We start from the raw sequence: 14,259 nt of genomic DNA, 5'->3' as shown, positions 1-14,259 counted from the left end.
GGAATGGAAACCGACTATTTCATCGGCATGGCACAGCAGTCGCTGTGGATCCTCGCCCTCGCCTCGGCACCGCTGCTCCTCCCGGTGCTCGTCATCGGGGTGCTGCTCGGCATGGTGCAGGCGGCGACGTCGATCAACGAACAGACGCTGACCTTTGTGCCCAAACTGATCGTCGCCGCGATCTGCCTTGCGATTTTCGGCGGCAGCATCCTGGTGCTGCTCACCGATTTCACCCGCGACATCTTCGCGCAAATCCCCAACGTCGCCCGCTAAGTCCGCCGTGGACCCCGCCGACATCCCGAATATCGAGGCGATGCTTCAGCTGTGGATGCTGGGGATGATCCGGCCCGGCGCCGCGTTCATCGCCGCGCCGGTGTTCGGTGCGACTAGCGTACCGATCCAGCTGCGGCTGGTGATCGCCCTCGCGGTCGGCGTCCCTTCGGTCGCCGCATCGGGGATGGCGCTGCCCCCCGAAGGTATCGTGTCGGTCCCCGGCTTGCTGTTCATCATCGGCGAAGTCATGATCGGACTTGGCATCGGCTTCGTCCTCCAGATGGGACTGGCCGCCGCGCTGCTGGCGGGCGAGGCGATCAGCAACGCGATGGGGCTGGGTTTTGCGTCGATGGTCGATCCGATCAGCGGCGCGTCGAGCTCGGCGATCGGCCAGTTCCTCTCGATGCTGGCGACCGCCTTGTTCCTTGCCGCCGACGGTCACCTCGTGCTGATCGGCATCATCGTCGACAGCTATGTCGCGCTGCCCCCCGGCAATGCCTTTCCCTCGTTCGACGCGATCGGCGGCGTGCTGCGGTTCGGCAGCCTGATGTTCGCCGCGGCGCTGACCATCGCGATGCCGGTCGGCTTTGTCCTGATCCTAGTCCAGATCATCATGGGAGTCATCGGCCGCTCGGCCCCCGCGCTCAACCTGTTCGCGGTCGGCATTCCCGCGACCTTGCTCGCCGGGATTATCCTGCTCGGCGTCGCGACCCCCGCAATGGCGGAGGCGATCGTCCGCATCCTGTCCGACGCGCTCGACGCCGCGCGCATGTTCGCGGGGCTCTGACGCGATGTCGGGAACGACCGAAAAGGACCAGAAAACCGAACAGCCAACCCCCAAGAAGCTGAGCGATTCGGCGCGCGAGGGCGATGTGCTGATGTCGCGCGAGCTCGCCACCGCATTGATGATGCTCGCTGCCGCCGGCTGGATCGTCGCTGCGGGCGGCTGGTTCGTGCAATCGGCGGGCGATCTCGTCCGCCGCGGGCTGACCTTGACCGCCAGCGATGTCGCCGATTTTGCCCCCGCCGAGGCGCTGATGCGCAACGGCACCGAAATCCTGCTGCCGCTCGCCAGCCTGTTTGCGCTCGCGCTGGGCGCCGCGGTCGCGGGGCCAGCGCTGCTCGGCTCGTTCGGCTGGCGCGGCAAGGCGCTGCACTTCAAGGGCAACCGGATGAACCCGCTGACCGGGCTCAAGCGCATGTTCGGGCTGCAGGGCGCCACGGAACTCGGCAAGGCATTGGCGAAGGTCCTGCTGCTCGGCACCATCGGTTACTGGCTGGTCGACCGCAATTTGCCCGCGATCATGACGATGGCATCGACCGACCTGCTCGCCGCGGTAGGGCTGGCGGGACAGGCGATCGGCCATGCGATGCTGGTGCTCGCCGGTGGCCTCGTCGTCATCGCGCTGATCGACGTCCCAGTGCAATGGCGCCAGCGCAACAAGCGGCTGATGATGAGCAAACAGGAGATCAAGGAGGAAATGCGCCAGTCCGACGGCGCCCCCGAACTCAAACAGGCGCAGCGCCAGCGCGCGCATGACATTTTGAGCGGATCGGCGCGCAAGGCTGTCTCCGACGCCACTGTCGTGCTCACCAATCCCACCCATTTCTCTGTCGCGCTGCGCTATCGCCCCGGGGTCGATGCGGCGCCGGTCGTCGTCGCGCGCGGGCGCGGCGATGTCGCGCTGTCGATCCGCGAGCTGGCGCGCGGCGCCAATGTGCCGCTGCTCGAATATCCGCAGCTGACCCGCGCGATCTATTTTACCGCGCGCGCCGGGCGCGTCATTCCCGAGGAGTTGTTCGTTGCGGTGGCAACGGTGCTGGCTTTTGTCTTCCAACTCGAACGCATGGTCGCCGAGGGTGCCGCGCCGCCCGTCATCGATGTTCCGCCGACGCACCGTTTCGACCCCGAAGGTCGCCGTCAGGCTTAAATTCGTCCGCGCGCCGCCGTTAACAGGTGCGAAGGATATTTCGCCATGGTCACTTCCATCATCAACAGCCTGGGTTTCGGGTCGGGCATCGACACCAAACAGCTGGTCACCGACCTGGCCGCGGCCTCGCGCGAGCCCAAGGTGGCGCGCATCAATACGCTGACCCAGCAGAACCAGACGCGGATCAGCGCGCTGGCGCAGGCGCGCTCCGACCTCGAAGGCTTTGCCGATTCGCTGGGCCAGATGATCAGTGACGGGACGCTGCGCAGCACCCCGACGGTATCCGACGACAGCGTGCTGAGCGCCACCGCGCGCGCCGGAATCCACGCCGACAGCTTTGCGGCAACGGTTGTCGTCAGCCAGCTGGCGCGCGCGCAAAGCACCTATTCGGGGGTCGTTGCCGACCGCACCGCGGCGATTGGCACCGGGACGATGACGCTGACCGTCGGCGGGGTCGCCAAGACGATCACCGTCGATGGCACCAACAACAGCCTCGACGGGCTGGCGAGCGCGATCAATTCAAGCGGCGGCGGGGTCACCGCGTCGATCATCGCCGATCAGGGCGGCCATCGCCTGATCCTGAAAGGTCCGTCGGGCGCCGCCAACGCCTTCACCCTGACCGCCGACGCGGGCGCCGATCCGGGTCTTTCCGCCTTTGCCTATGGCGCGGGCGGCGGCATGACGCTGGGCCAAAGCGCCGCCAACGCCGACTTCACCATCGACGGCGTCGCGTTCAGCCGCGCCTCGAATACCATTGACGACGTCGTTCCGGGCATGTCGCTGACCCTGAAGAAAGCCGCCCCCGGCCAGCCGGTCGACATCGGCGCCAGCCGCCCGCTCGAAATCATCAAACAGACCGTCGGCGATTTCGTTTCGGTCTATAACCAGCTGAAAAAGAGCCTGTCGTCGGCGGCCGGCCAGTCGGGCTCGACGACGTCGCTGCGCGAACTGGAACGCGAATTATCGGGACTGATCGGCACCGTCATTTCGAGCCATCCGACGATCAACAAGCTGACCGACATCGGCGTATCGACGACCAAGGACGGCTTGCTCGCGCTGGACGAAACCAAACTCGCCCAGGTTCTGGCATCCGACGCCGGGGCGGTCGAGGCGCTGTTCAACCCGCGCCGCGACGGCGGGCGCACCGAGGCGAGCGATCCCGGCATCGCCTTTGTCCTCGACAGCATCCGCGACCGCGCGATCGCCACCGACGGGGTGATTGACCGGGTGACCAAATCGCTCAACAGCCGCAAGGAAACACTCGCCGACCAGTTGGAGAGCATCGAGACCCGCGAGGACGCCTATCGCGCCCGGCTCGAGAAACAATATGGATCGCTCGACGCCAAGCTCGCGGCGTTCAAGGCGACGCAATCCTATCTCGAACAACAGATCAAGCTCTGGTCCAACCAGGGTAATGATTAGGGACATCGACTGTGACCGCTACCGCCTCGACCGTCCGGGCGACCGGACTTTACCGCCGCTTGCAACATGAAAGCCGCGCCGCCGCCGCCGATCCGATCGAGCTGGTGACGATGCTGTATGACGAGCTGGAAACCGCGATCGGCGTCCTCGGGTCGATGGTACGCCAGGGCCAGCGCATTTCAGCGACCGAACCCGCGCACCGCGCCCGGGCGATCCTGATCGGGCTTGATGGCGGACTCGATCGTGACGCCGGCGGCGACGTCGCCGCGGCCTTGTCGCGCGTTTATCGCAGTATGCGCCGCAAGCTCGACGAAGCCGTCGCGCAAAATGACGGCGAGGCGCTCGCCGACCTGCTCGACGGCGTTTTGACGGTCAGTGCCGCCTGGCGCCAGCTGCGTTAACCCGTCCGTCCCGACCGCACCAACAGGATCGGCCCGCACCCCGGGGAGGGGTGCGGGCCGATGCCGTTTCAAAAGACCCCGCTGGGTACCCGGCCGCCCTGGGTGGGGACGGGCGGCCGGGTGGTCAGGGGCGGACCAGAGCCCCCTTTTTTCAGCGGGTGCTGAAACTTATATCGCGGGCGCCGGTCAGGCGGCCTGCTGCTGAACCCCATATTTGCGCATCTTTTCGATCAAGGTCGTGCGCTTCAGCGTCAGGAGGCGCGCGGCTTCGGAAATGATACCATCGGCAAGGTCGAGCGCGACGTGGATCTGTTCGAGCTCGATCGTCTCGATCTCGCGCTTGAGGTCGATCGGGCGGCCCGGCGCGGGTGCCTTGCTATGCGGCATCGCCGGCGCGTGTTCGTCCGCGCTGGCCTGCACCGCGGCAAAGCTGCTGGGGACAGCTTGCCGCGGCGCAAGCGCTGCGGTGGGGTTCAAAAGGATCGCGACATCGTCGGCGCCGAGCGTTTCGCCGCCGTGCAACACGCTGGCGCGTTCGACAAAATTCCTCAGTTCGCGGACATTGCCCGGCCAGCGATGCTGCATCAACATGGCCAGCGCGTCGGCATCGAAGCGGCATTTCGCCTCGCCCGGCATCTTGCGCTGAAAATGGCGGATGAGGGCGGGAATATCCTCGACGCGGCTGGCGAGGCTGGGGACCTGCAACACAACCACGCCGAGCCGGAAGAACAGGTCTTCGCGGAATTTGCCATCGGCGATCGCGGCGCCGAGATCCTGATGGGTGGCCGAAATGACGCGGACGTCGACGGCCTTTACATCGCTGCTGCCGACGCGGACGATCGTCCGTTCTTCGAGCACGCGAAGCAGTTTAACCTGCATATCGAACCGCATGTCGCCGATTTCGTCGAGGAAAAGCGTGCCGCCCTCACTCGCTTCGAAATGGCCGATGCGGCGGGCATGGGCGCCGGTGAAGCTGCCCTTTTCATGCCCGAACAATTCGGATTCAATGAGGTCGCCGGGGATGGCGCCGCAGTTGATCGCCGAGAACGCCTTGCCGGTGCGGACGCCTTCGTCGTGGATGGCGCGGGCAACAAGTTCCTTGCCCGAACCGGAGGGGCCGCAGAGCATGACCGAAGCATTTGACCGCGCCACACGGCGGATCATGTCGCGCAGCTGCGCGGCGACCGCGCTGCTGCCGATGATCAGCGCCTCAAGCGCTGCATTGCTGTTCTGCCCCACGGTCATTTTGGTCTCCACCGCGCCCCCCAATCGGCGCCTTTTCGATGGATCCAGAGATTGACGAAAGTGGTAAACAAAAGATTATCCACGCCGTCATAAGTCATTCAAAATAAATGGATATTGCCAGAATGGATGTATTGGCCGCGCAATTGCGTTATTAGCGATCCGATATACTGCCAGATTGGCACTAATTGCTGGAAGCGGTGCGCCAGCCGAGCGTGATCGAGATGCGGCGGTTGCGCGGATCGAATCGGTCGGAGGGGACGTAGGGCTCGCGATCGGCGACTCCTTCGATGCGCTGAAAGCGCGTCTTGTCGATGCCGCGATATTCGAGGAAGTGGCGCGTGACCTCGGCGCGGTCGACCGACAGACGCCAATTGTTGGTCCCCGACTTGGCCGACCAGGGCGCGGCGTCGGTGTGCCCGCGCACCATCACCTGGTTGGGAACGCTGGCGATCGGCTCGGCGATCGTGCTGAACAGCCGCGCGCCGTCGGCGGTCAGCTGGCTGGTGCCGATCGCGAACATCGAAAAATCGGCATCGTCGATGACGTCGATGCGCATGCCCTCGATCGTTTCCGTGAATCGCAAATTACGCGCAAGGCGTTTGAGGTCGCCCTGTTTCTGCACCCGTTCCATCAGCGACTTGGCGACCTGCTGGAATTTCATCTTTTCGCTCTCGCGCCCCGATGCTTCCTTTGGTCCGCCGACCGCATCCTTGGGGATGGTGATCGAGCGGGTGCCGGTTTGCCCCGCGGCGTGCGGATAATCGTCGGCCGACACGATCGAATCACCGCCGAACAGGCCGTTCGACCCGGCGCTGCCCTGTTTGGTCTCGACAATCGTCGGCGCGAAATAATCGGCGAGCGCCTTGCGCTGCTTTTCGGTTGTCGCGCCGAGCAGCCACATCAGCAGGAAGAACGCCATCATCGCGGTCACGAAATCGGCATAGGCGACCTTCCACGCCCCGCCATGGTGGCCGGCGTGCGGTGCCTCGATGATCTTCTTGACGATAATCGGGCGCGGCGGCGTATTTGGACGCGCAGCCATCAGCGGCCCCGCATGCCGTCAAACACCTCGGCGAAGCTCGGCTGGTTCGAATGTTCGACCCCCGAGCGCGCCGCCTCGATCACCAGCGGCTGCGGATGGCCGTGCAGCGAAGCGATAATCAGCTGTTTCACCGTGTGGTAGATGGCGCCGTCGCTTTCGATCACGGTGCGCGCCCGCGTCGCGAACGGGCCGACTAGCCCGTAAGCGAGGAGCACGCCGAGGAAGGTGCCGACGAGCGCCGACCCGATCATACCGCCCAGGATCGCGGGCGGCTGGTCGATTGACCCCATCGTCTTCACCACGCCAAGCACCGCAGCGACGATACCGAGCGCGGGCAAAGCGTCGGCCAGATTCTGCAAGCCGTCGGCGGGCTTGATCGCGTGATGGTGGTGATTTTTGAGCGCGGCGTCCATGACATCCTCGACCGCATGGGGATCGAGCGTTCCCGACGACACGACGACGAGGCGCAGCGTGTCGCAGATCAGGTGGACCAGCGTCTTGTCCTTGAGCAGCTTGGGATATTGCTGGAACAATGTCGAATTGTCGGGATCCTCGATATGCGGTTCGACCGCCACGGGGCCTTCGGTCCGCATCATCTTCATCAGCGTCGAGACGAGCAGGATGCAGTCGAGATAATCCTGCTTCTTATATTGCGGACCCTTGAACACTTTGGCGAGACCGCCGCCGAGCGCCTTCAGGTCGGCGCCCGAATTGCCGATGATGAGCGAGCCGATCGCGGCGCCGCCAATGATCAGCATCTCGTGCGGCAAGGCGTGCATGACCGGGCCGAGATTGCCGCCAGTCAGCGCAAAGCCCCCGAACACCAGCAGCAGCAGAACGACGATGCCGATTACGGGAAACATGCGGGGTCAACTCCATCCGGGCCAAAAGCCCCAAATTCAAAATGCGTCTTCATGCTTAACGGCAGCAGCGCCGCGAGATTGAGCCAATCAGTTCAAAATATCGAACAAGGTCTGGCGGTTGATCTTGGCAAAGGCTGCCTGCGCGGCGCCGAGGGTCAGATCCTGCGCATTGAGTTCGGCAATTGCGACCGACAGGTCGGTATCCTCGACCGACGAGCGCTCGTCTTTCAGCGTGATCCCGCGCAGGGCCAACCCATCGCCGATGCGTTCGAGCCGCCCCGCCGACAGGCCGAGCGCGGCATGGCGGTCGGCGACATGGCCGATCGCGGAGTTGAGCGCGGTCAGCGCAGCGCCCATCGCCGGCTTGTTCCCCGCGGCGACCGCGGTGGCGGCATCGCGGATGCCGGTCGACAGGCTGTTGCCTGCAATGACGAACACGTCGGCGGCGGCGGGAACCGGCGCAAAGCTGATGTCACCATCGAAGCGCATCACGCGCGCGGTGCCGCTCGCGAACACCGGCTCGCCGTTCGAATCGCGCGTCGCGGCCAGGCTGTCGATTTCGTCAGCGATCGTGCCAAGTTCGGCGGCGATCGTCGCGCGATCGGCGGCGCTGGTCGTATCGTTCGCCGCGGCAACCGTCAGTTCGCGCGCGCGCGTCATCAGATTGCTCACCGATTTCAGCGCCGCGTCGGCCTGCGACACCAGCGCCGTCGCCGTGTTGATATTGCTGTTCCACGCGGTAAGGCTCGCCTGCGCCGTGCCGATCGTGGCGATCCGCCGCGCCGACACCGGATCGTCCGACATGCGTTGCAGCCGCTTGCCGCTCGAAATCTGGATCTGGGTCCGCTCGATCTGGTCGGCCAGTTTCTGCTGGCGCGCGATCTCGCGCGTCATGCGATTGCCCACGGCGTTAATCATCGTCGTCGCCTTCCTAGATCGAGCTCAAAAGCGTTTGCATGGTTTCGCGCGCGACCTGGATCGTGCGCGCCGCGGCCTGATAGGCTTGCTGAAAGCGCAGCAGTTCAGCGGCTTCCTTGTCGAGATCGACCTCGCTGACCCCGTCGCGCGCCGCGGCAGCGGCGTCGGCGCGGGTCATGGCGGCGGCATCCAGCGCGCGCGCCGCAGCAGTTGTCTGCGCCTGCGTCGCGAGATGCCCCGACCAGCGCGCTTCGGGATCACCCGCGCCGCGCAAGGTGCCGAGCGCGAGCATATTGCCGTTGCTGCCCGATGCGCTGGCGGCGGCCACCTGTTCGGGGGTCAGCGCGCTCGCCGTCAGCGTCGCGGCGCTCGTGCCGGTGAACAGCGGCGCCCCCGGATTGCCATTGGCATCGGTGCCCGCCTGATGCGCCGCGTTGAGCTGCGCTGCAAAGCTGGTGGCCATCGTATCGAGTCCGGCGCGCTGGTCGGCGACATGGTTCGCTGCTTCGGCTTGCCCGGCCAGCGAACCTGTTGTCACCGTCAGCGGCGAACCGCCAACGCTGTACGACAGGCGGCCGTCGGGCGCCGCGGTCACCGCGATCGGGTTGACCGCGCCGCCGCCGACGAGCAGGTCGCCCGACCCGGCGGCGCGCAAAGTCACCGATCCGTTGTTTTCAAAGGTCGCGCTGATCCCGGCCTGCGACGATAATTTGTCGAGCAGCCGGTCGCGTTCGTCCATCAGGCTCGCCTGGTTGGTCGATCCCGGGCGTGCCTTGCGCAAGCCGATGTTGATCTGTTCGAGCGCGTTCAGATTGGCGTTGAAATCTTCGACCGTGCTCGCCGCCGCGCCTTCGATCCCGTCCGACATCTTGTCAAGCTGGCCCGCCGCGGTGCGAAAGCCCGACGCAATATCGTCGGCCGACTGGAGGAACTGGCTGCGCAGCGTCTTGTTCGCCGGATCAGAGGTCAGCTGATCGGCGGTCGTGAATAATTTGGTCAGCCCGGTCTTGATGCCGTTGCTCTCGTCGCTCAGCGCGCCTTCGACCTTGCCCAGCCAGCCAAGCCTGGTTGCCGCGCGCTCCGAATCGCCCGATGAGAGTCGCGAATCCTCGATCAGCCAGGCATCGACCGAGCGGCTGACGCCGCGGATCTCGACCCCGGCGGGGTTGATGTTGCCGCGGTAAAAGATCGAATCGCTGCCGCTGACCGGCTCCATCATTTCGAGCCGCCGCCGCGCATAACCGGGAGTCTGCGCATTGGCGATATTGTCGCCGATCGTCGACAGGGCGCGCGAATAGGCCTTGAGCCCGCTGTAGCCGATGCCGAGAAGGTCGCTCACTGCACGCCTCCCTTCGTATGGCCGAGCTGCCCGCGGAACTGGCGCTCGACCATATCGGCGATGCCGAACTGGCGCATCGCAGCGATCGAGTCGGCGGTGCGGGCGTCGGCCATTTCGCGGAAATTATCGGTCGCGCTCGATCCCATCATATCGTCGCCGAGCTTGGCCTGACGCATCGACGCGAGCAGCTGTCGCAGGATCACCGCCTCAAACTGTTCGGCGGCTTTGCGCAGCCCGCCGTCGCCGCCCCCGCCGCCAAGCGTCGGGGTGGCCGAAGCGGGCACGAACGGCCGCGTTGCGGAGGTCGAAGAAATGGGCGTCGTCATATGATCACCAATTCGGCTGTGAGGGCACCCGCCTGACTCAGCGCCTCGAGGATCGCGACCAGATCGCCGGGCGACACGCCCAGACGGTTGATCGAGTCGACGAGTTCGGAGAGCGAGGCGTTGGGTTTCATCAAAAAGGCGGGGCGCACATCCTCGGCGATTTCGATCTCGCTCGACGGTTCGATCGCGGTTTCGCCGCGGCTGAACGGGGCGGGCTGAACCACCGTCGGCGATTCCTTGATCGAGACGGTGAGCTTGCCGTGGCTGACCGCGGCGGTGCCGACGCGAACCGCGCCGTTGATCACGACGGTGCCGGTGCGTGCGTTGACGATCACCTTGGCCGAGGGTTCGGAGCGCTGGACGCCGAGATTTTCGATCTGCGACATCAGCCGCATCCGGTCGTCGCCATTGCCCGCGGCGCGGATCGCGATGCTGGCGCCGTCGATCATCGACGCGCTGCCCGGGATCGCCGCGTTGATCGCGTCGGCGACGCGCTTGGCATTGGTCGCGTCAAACTGGTGAAGGTTGAAGGTGAGCCACTCGCTGGACGCAAAGCCGGTATCGACCGCGCGTTCGACCGTCGCGCCATTGGCGATGCGGCCGCTCGACGGGACGTTGACCGTCACCTTCGATCCGTCGGCGGCATCGACGCCGAGCCCGCCGATGACGAGATTGCCCTGCACCATCGCGTAAATCTGACCATCGGCGCCATAGAGCGGCGCCAGCACAAGGGTGCCGCCGCGCAGGCTTTTCGCCTTGCCGATCGCCGAGACGGTCACATCAAGGCGCTGGCCGGGCTTGGCAAAGGGCGGCAGTTCGGCGGTGATCATCACCGCCGCGGCATTCTTCAGCGCCGGATTGACCCCCGGCGGCAAGGTCAGGCCAAAGCGCGAAATCGCTCCCTTCATGCCCAGCGTCGAATAATCGAGGCTGTCGTCGCCCGTTCCCGCGAGACCGACGACGATGCCGTAGCCGGTCAGCTGGTTGGCGCGCAGCCCCTGAAACTGACCCATGTCCTTGATGCGCTGCGCCTGCGCCGGGACCGCAAAGGTCAGGCTGGCGATCAGGAGCGCGATCAGGGCAAGCAGGGTGGGACGCTGGGACACTTTGGGATCCTCTTCAGAACGGGCTGATGATCGAGAAGAAACGCTGCAACCAGCCTTGCTTGCTGGCGCGCGCGATCTCGCCCTTGCCGACGTAACGGATGTTGGCGTCGGCGACGCGGGTCGACAGGATGCGGTTGTCGGGGCTGATATCCATCGCGCGGACGATGCCCGAGATCTGAACGCGTTCGTCGCCGCGGTTGAGCGTCAGCAGCTTTTCGCCGCGCACCAGCATCGTGCCATTGGGATAGACCGCGGCGATGGTCACGCTGACCTCGCCCGACAGCGCGTTCGATTGCGACGCGTCGCCCTTGCCCTTGAACGCCTGGCCACCACCCATTGCGATGTCGCTGGGGTTGAACAGCGACAGCGGCCCGGTGGCGGGCGGGGTCAGGCCGATATTGCCGTCGCGCTGCGTTCCCGCGGCGTTGCTTTTGGTCGCCGCGGTGCGCTCGACGAGCTGGATGGTCAGGATGTCGCCGACCTGTCCGGCGCGGCCGCCCGACGTCAGCGGCACATAGCTGCCCTGAAAGATCGAGCCATTGCCGGGCAGCGGCGCCGGGGGCACCGGCGTCGCCGCAGCAAAAGCGTCTGGCGGCAGTTTGTCCTTCGCCGCCGCGCCGAACGGCACGAACGCGAGGGCAAAGGCCACGCCGATCGACAGATTAGAGGGTCTGCGCGGCATTTTTCATCATTTCGTCGGTGGCCTGGATCATCTTCGAATTGACCTCATAGGCGCGCTGGGTCTCGATCATGTCGACCAGTTCCTCAACGACATTGACGTTCGATCCCTCGAGCATCCCGCCGCGCAAGCTGCCGCGGCCTTCCAGCCCGGCGGCGCCGACCTGCGGCGCGCCCGAAGCGGCGGTTTCGACGAGCATATTGTCGCCGATCGCCTGGAGGCCCGCCGGATTGGCAAAGCGCGCCAGCTCGATGCGGCCGAGTTCAGTCAGCGTGCCGTCGGCGCCGGTCGCCGACACGGTGCCGTCGGCGCCGATCGACACATTGGTGCTGTCTTCGGGAATCTGGATCGCCGGTGTCAGCGGCTTGCCGTCCGACGTCACGATCGTGCCGTCGGGCGAGCGACCGAAATTGCCCGCGCGAGTATAGCCGGTGCGCCCGTCGGGCATTTCGACCTGGAAATAGCCGGCGCCGTCGATCGCCATGTCGAGCGCGTTGCCGGTGGTGGCGAACGTCCCCTGTGTATCGATGCGCGACGTGCCACCCAGCGACACGCCGGTACCGAGATTGAGCCCGGTCGCATAGCGGTTTTCGGCCGACGACGGCGCGCCCGGCGCGGTCATCATCTGATAGCTCAAGGTTTCAAAGCTGGCGCGGTCGCGCTTGAAGCCCGTGGTGTTCACGTTGGCAAGGTTGTTGGCGATCACCTGCATCCGAAAGCCTTGGGCATCCAGACCGGTTCGCGCGACGTGCAAGGCACCGAAGCTCATTATTCTATCTCCTTAACGGGGAAGCTGCATCAGATTGGCGGTCGCGTTGTCCATGTCGCGCGCGTCGCTGACGAGCTTGAGCTGGGTGTCCCAGCTGCGGCTCGCCTCGATCATGTCGACCAGCGCGGTGGTGGCGGCGACGTTCGATCCTTCGATCGAGCGGGTGATCAGCCTCGCTTCGGGATCGTCGGGCAAAACGCCCTCGCCCTTGACGCGGAACAGGCCGTCCAGACCCTTGGCAATGTCCGATCCGGTCGGGGTCGCGAGCCGGATCCGGTCGACCTCCTGCGGGTTTTCGGCATCACCGCCCGCGGGCACGATCCAGACCCGGCCCTCGACATCGATTGTGACGGCGTCGGCGGGCGGAATCGTTACCGGCCCCTGGCCACCCTGAACCGGATGGCCGTCGCCGGTAGTCAAAAGTCCGCTCGGCGACACCTGAAGGTCGCCGCGCCGCGTATAGGCTTCGCTGCCGTCCTTCGCCTGCACCACGAGCAGCGCATCGCCCTGCACCGCGATGTCGAGATCGCGCCCCGTCGCGGTGACGGTACCGGCGCGCATGTCGGCGCCGAGCACTTCTTCCGACGACATGGCGCGCGCATCGAGCCCGCTGCCGTTCAGCCACAGCGCCTGCGCCTCGGCCATGTCGGCACGAAACCCCGGCGTCTGCGCGTTCGCCAGATTGTTGGCGATCGCCGTCTGCCGGGCTTGACTGCCCCGCATCGCGGTAAGGCTGGTGTAGATGAGGCGGTCCATTGGGAAGCTCCCGGCAGTCGGCTAAATGCGCCGGATCAGCGCATGTTGATGATGGTTTGCGACAGCTGCGACGCGCCCTCGATCGCCTTGGCGTTGGCCTGGAAATTGCGCTGCGCGCCGATCAGCATCACCAGTTCTTCGGTGATATCGACGTTCGAGCGTTCGAGCGCGCCCGAGCGGATCGCGCCCATCGGGCCGTTGGTCGCGGCGTCGATCGTCGGCGGGCCGCTTTCGCCCGACGACTGCCAATGCGCGTCGCCGACGGGGCGGAGGCCCTCCATCGCGGGGAAGGTCGCCATCGCCACCTTGCCGAGCACCTGCGCTTCGCCATTGGCAAAGGTCGCCGAGACCAGCCCGTCGAGGCCGATCGACACATTGACCAGCTGCGCGGTGGGATCGCTCGGCGCGCCCGGCGGCAGGACGAAATCGAACGCCCCGGCCAGCGTGTTGTCGGTGACGTTGCCGTCGGCATCGACGGGCAGAAGTTGCAGCTTCTGGCCGGTCGAATCGATCACATTGCGGTCGGGGGTCGCGGTGAAGGCGCCGTTGCGGGTGTAGGTCACCTGCTCACGCGGCGGATCGCCCTTCACGACAAACATGCCCTCGCCGACGATCGCCATGTCGAGCGTCTTTTCGCTCGATTCGTACGACCCTTGCGTGAACTGCTGGGTGATGCCGTTGAGCCGCTGGCCCTGACCCGCGATCATCTTGGTCGACTGGGTCGGCGACGAGGCAAAGATGTCACCGAACTGCGCCTTGCTGCGCTTGAACCCGATCGATCCCGCGTTGGCGATGTTGTTCGAGATGACCGACATATCGGTCTGGGCGCCCTTGAGGCCCGAAAGCGAGGTATAGAATGACATGGACTGATCCTTTCTTAGGTGGTGGGTGCGCCTTATGTGGCGGGAGGCGCCGGGGTGGCGGCCTTGATGTCTTGGAGCAGCTGGGTCTGCGCCGTGAGCTGCTCGGAAATCTTCTGCAGCGTCGTGTTGGTCTCGCTGATCCCGGCGAGGCTTGAGAATTGCGCCATCTGGGCAACCATCTGCTGGTTATCGACCGGGTTGAACGGATCCTGCTGCGACAGCTGCGCGGTCATCAGGCGCAGGAAATCGCTCTGCCCCATCTGCTGCCCCGCGCCCTTCGGCTGGAGCACGACATTGTTGGCGTTGGTGACGTTGTTGACGGCCAT

At 65.5% G+C, this 14,259-nt stretch carries 17 protein-coding genes; 5 read left to right on the top strand and 12 right to left on the bottom strand.

Annotated features, from left to right (window positions below; genetic code table 11):
* The first annotated feature begins 3 nt into the window (after nt 1-3).
* Genes B4F07_RS10475 through fliS form a run of 5 tightly spaced genes read left to right on the top strand, consistent with a single transcriptional unit; the run spans nt 4 to nt 4,027 of the window.
* Entirely contained in the window at nt 4-273 is a 270-nt protein-coding gene (locus tag B4F07_RS10475) for a flagellar biosynthetic protein FliQ (RefSeq protein WP_293701104.1), read from the top strand.
* Between the two features lie 7 nt (nt 274-280).
* Nucleotides 281-1,060: a flagellar biosynthetic protein FliR gene (fliR, locus tag B4F07_RS10470; RefSeq protein WP_293701105.1), complete on the top strand. Its 780-nt coding sequence runs from the start codon at nt 281-283 to the stop codon at nt 1,058-1,060.
* Between the two features lie 4 nt (nt 1,061-1,064).
* Nucleotides 1,065-2,204, top strand: a complete 1,140-nt coding sequence (gene flhB, locus B4F07_RS10465) for a flagellar type III secretion system protein FlhB (RefSeq protein WP_293701106.1) — start codon at nt 1,065-1,067, stop codon at nt 2,202-2,204.
* Nucleotides 2,205-2,249: 45 nt separating this feature from the next.
* Nucleotides 2,250-3,626 carry a flagellar filament capping protein FliD gene (fliD, locus tag B4F07_RS10460; protein WP_293701107.1) on the top strand — a complete coding sequence of 459 codons (1,377 nt, stop codon included), beginning with the start codon at nt 2,250-2,252 and terminating at the stop codon, nt 3,624-3,626.
* An 11-nt stretch (nt 3,627-3,637) separates the two neighbouring features.
* Nucleotides 3,638-4,027: a flagellar export chaperone FliS gene (gene fliS / locus B4F07_RS10455; protein WP_293701108.1), complete on the top strand. Its 390-nt coding sequence runs from the start codon at nt 3,638-3,640 to the stop codon at nt 4,025-4,027.
* Nucleotides 4,028-4,213: 186 nt separating this feature from the next.
* Here fliS and B4F07_RS10450 read toward each other — a convergent pair whose 3' ends face one another.
* The 12 genes from B4F07_RS10450 to B4F07_RS10395 all read right to left on the bottom strand — a co-directional run bounded on the left by B4F07_RS10450 (nt 4,214) and on the right by B4F07_RS10395 (nt 14,259).
* Nucleotides 4,214-5,272 (bottom strand): sigma-54 interaction domain-containing protein, encoded by a 1,059-nt coding sequence (locus B4F07_RS10450; RefSeq protein WP_293701109.1) that lies wholly within the window; start codon nt 5,270-5,272, stop codon nt 4,214-4,216.
* A gap of 181 nt (nt 5,273-5,453) precedes the next feature.
* A complete protein-coding gene (locus B4F07_RS10445) occupies nt 5,454-6,314 on the bottom strand; it encodes a flagellar motor protein MotB (protein WP_293701110.1) in 861 nt (286 codons plus the stop codon).
* Complete coding sequence (gene motA / locus B4F07_RS10440; RefSeq protein WP_293701111.1) at nt 6,314-7,177, bottom strand: flagellar motor stator protein MotA; 864 nt, start codon at nt 7,175-7,177, stop codon at nt 6,314-6,316. Before motA ends, B4F07_RS10445 begins: the two co-directional genes overlap by 1 nt.
* An 87-nt stretch (nt 7,178-7,264) precedes the next feature.
* A complete protein-coding gene (locus B4F07_RS10435; RefSeq protein WP_293701112.1) occupies nt 7,265-8,095 on the bottom strand; it encodes a flagellin in 831 nt (276 codons plus the stop codon).
* A gap of 13 nt (nt 8,096-8,108) precedes the next feature.
* Nucleotides 8,109-9,434, bottom strand: coding sequence for a flagellar hook-associated protein FlgK (gene flgK, locus B4F07_RS10430; protein ID WP_293701113.1), 1,326 nt, complete (start codon nt 9,432-9,434; stop codon nt 8,109-8,111).
* Nucleotides 9,431-9,760 carry a rod-binding protein gene (locus tag B4F07_RS10425; protein WP_293701114.1) on the bottom strand — a complete coding sequence of 110 codons (330 nt, stop codon included), beginning with the start codon at nt 9,758-9,760 and terminating at the stop codon, nt 9,431-9,433. Before B4F07_RS10425 ends, flgK begins: the two co-directional genes overlap by 4 nt.
* Nucleotides 9,757-10,866 (bottom strand): flagellar basal body P-ring protein FlgI, encoded by a 1,110-nt coding sequence (locus tag B4F07_RS10420; protein WP_414711709.1) that lies wholly within the window; start codon nt 10,864-10,866, stop codon nt 9,757-9,759. The genes B4F07_RS10425 and B4F07_RS10420 overlap by 4 nt, the downstream gene beginning before the upstream one ends.
* A gap of 13 nt (nt 10,867-10,879) precedes the next feature.
* A complete protein-coding gene (locus tag B4F07_RS10415; protein ID WP_293701115.1) occupies nt 10,880-11,548 on the bottom strand; it encodes a flagellar basal body L-ring protein FlgH in 669 nt (222 codons plus the stop codon).
* Entirely contained in the window at nt 11,529-12,314 is a 786-nt protein-coding gene (flgG, locus tag B4F07_RS10410) for a flagellar basal-body rod protein FlgG (protein ID WP_293701116.1), read from the bottom strand. The genes B4F07_RS10415 and flgG overlap by 20 nt, the downstream gene beginning before the upstream one ends.
* A gap of 12 nt (nt 12,315-12,326) precedes the next feature.
* Entirely contained in the window at nt 12,327-13,070 is a 744-nt protein-coding gene (locus B4F07_RS10405; protein ID WP_293701117.1) for a flagellar basal body rod protein FlgF, read from the bottom strand.
* Between the two features lie 35 nt (nt 13,071-13,105).
* The gene (locus B4F07_RS10400; RefSeq protein WP_293701118.1) at nt 13,106-13,933 is read right to left on the bottom strand and encodes a flagellar hook-basal body complex protein; all 828 of its coding nucleotides are present in this window, start codon (nt 13,931-13,933) and stop codon (nt 13,106-13,108) included.
* A gap of 32 nt (nt 13,934-13,965) precedes the next feature.
* Nucleotides 13,966-14,259 carry a flagellar hook assembly protein FlgD gene (locus B4F07_RS10395; protein WP_293701119.1) on the bottom strand — a complete coding sequence of 98 codons (294 nt, stop codon included), beginning with the start codon at nt 14,257-14,259 and terminating at the stop codon, nt 13,966-13,968.

The sequence above is a fragment of the Sphingopyxis sp. UBA6723 genome (genome assembly GCF_002454115.1).
Taxonomy (GTDB): Bacteria; Pseudomonadota; Alphaproteobacteria; order Sphingomonadales; family Sphingomonadaceae; genus Sphingopyxis.
Note: the sequence above shows the minus strand (reverse complement) of the source record. Positions and strands in the feature narration are given on the sequence as shown.

Coding starts and splice junctions, on each gene's coding strand:
- fliD (WP_293701107.1), top strand. CDS start 2,250: ATGGTCACTTCCATCATCAACAGCCTGGGTTTCGGGTCGGGCATCGAC.
- B4F07_RS10395 (WP_293701119.1), bottom strand. CDS start 14,259: ATGGCCGTCAACAACGTCACCAACGCCAACAATGTCGTGCTCCAGCCG.
- B4F07_RS10415 (WP_293701115.1), bottom strand. CDS start 11,548: ATGCCGCGCAGACCCTCTAATCTGTCGATCGGCGTGGCCTTTGCCCTC.
- B4F07_RS10475 (WP_293701104.1), top strand. CDS start 4: ATGGAAACCGACTATTTCATCGGCATGGCACAGCAGTCGCTGTGGATC.
- B4F07_RS10405 (WP_293701117.1), bottom strand. CDS start 13,070: ATGGACCGCCTCATCTACACCAGCCTTACCGCGATGCGGGGCAGTCAA.
- flgG (WP_293701116.1), bottom strand. CDS start 12,314: ATGAGCTTCGGTGCCTTGCACGTCGCGCGAACCGGTCTGGATGCCCAA.
- flhB (WP_293701106.1), top strand. CDS start 1,065: ATGTCGGGAACGACCGAAAAGGACCAGAAAACCGAACAGCCAACCCCC.
- B4F07_RS10435 (WP_293701112.1), bottom strand. CDS start 8,095: ATGATTAACGCCGTGGGCAATCGCATGACGCGCGAGATCGCGCGCCAG.
- B4F07_RS10450 (WP_293701109.1), bottom strand. CDS start 5,272: ATGACCGTGGGGCAGAACAGCAATGCAGCGCTTGAGGCGCTGATCATC.
- B4F07_RS10425 (WP_293701114.1), bottom strand. CDS start 9,760: ATGACGACGCCCATTTCTTCGACCTCCGCAACGCGGCCGTTCGTGCCC.
- B4F07_RS10445 (WP_293701110.1), bottom strand. CDS start 6,314: ATGGCTGCGCGTCCAAATACGCCGCCGCGCCCGATTATCGTCAAGAAG.
- motA (WP_293701111.1), bottom strand. CDS start 7,177: ATGTTTCCCGTAATCGGCATCGTCGTTCTGCTGCTGCTGGTGTTCGGG.
- B4F07_RS10400 (WP_293701118.1), bottom strand. CDS start 13,933: ATGTCATTCTATACCTCGCTTTCGGGCCTCAAGGGCGCCCAGACCGAT.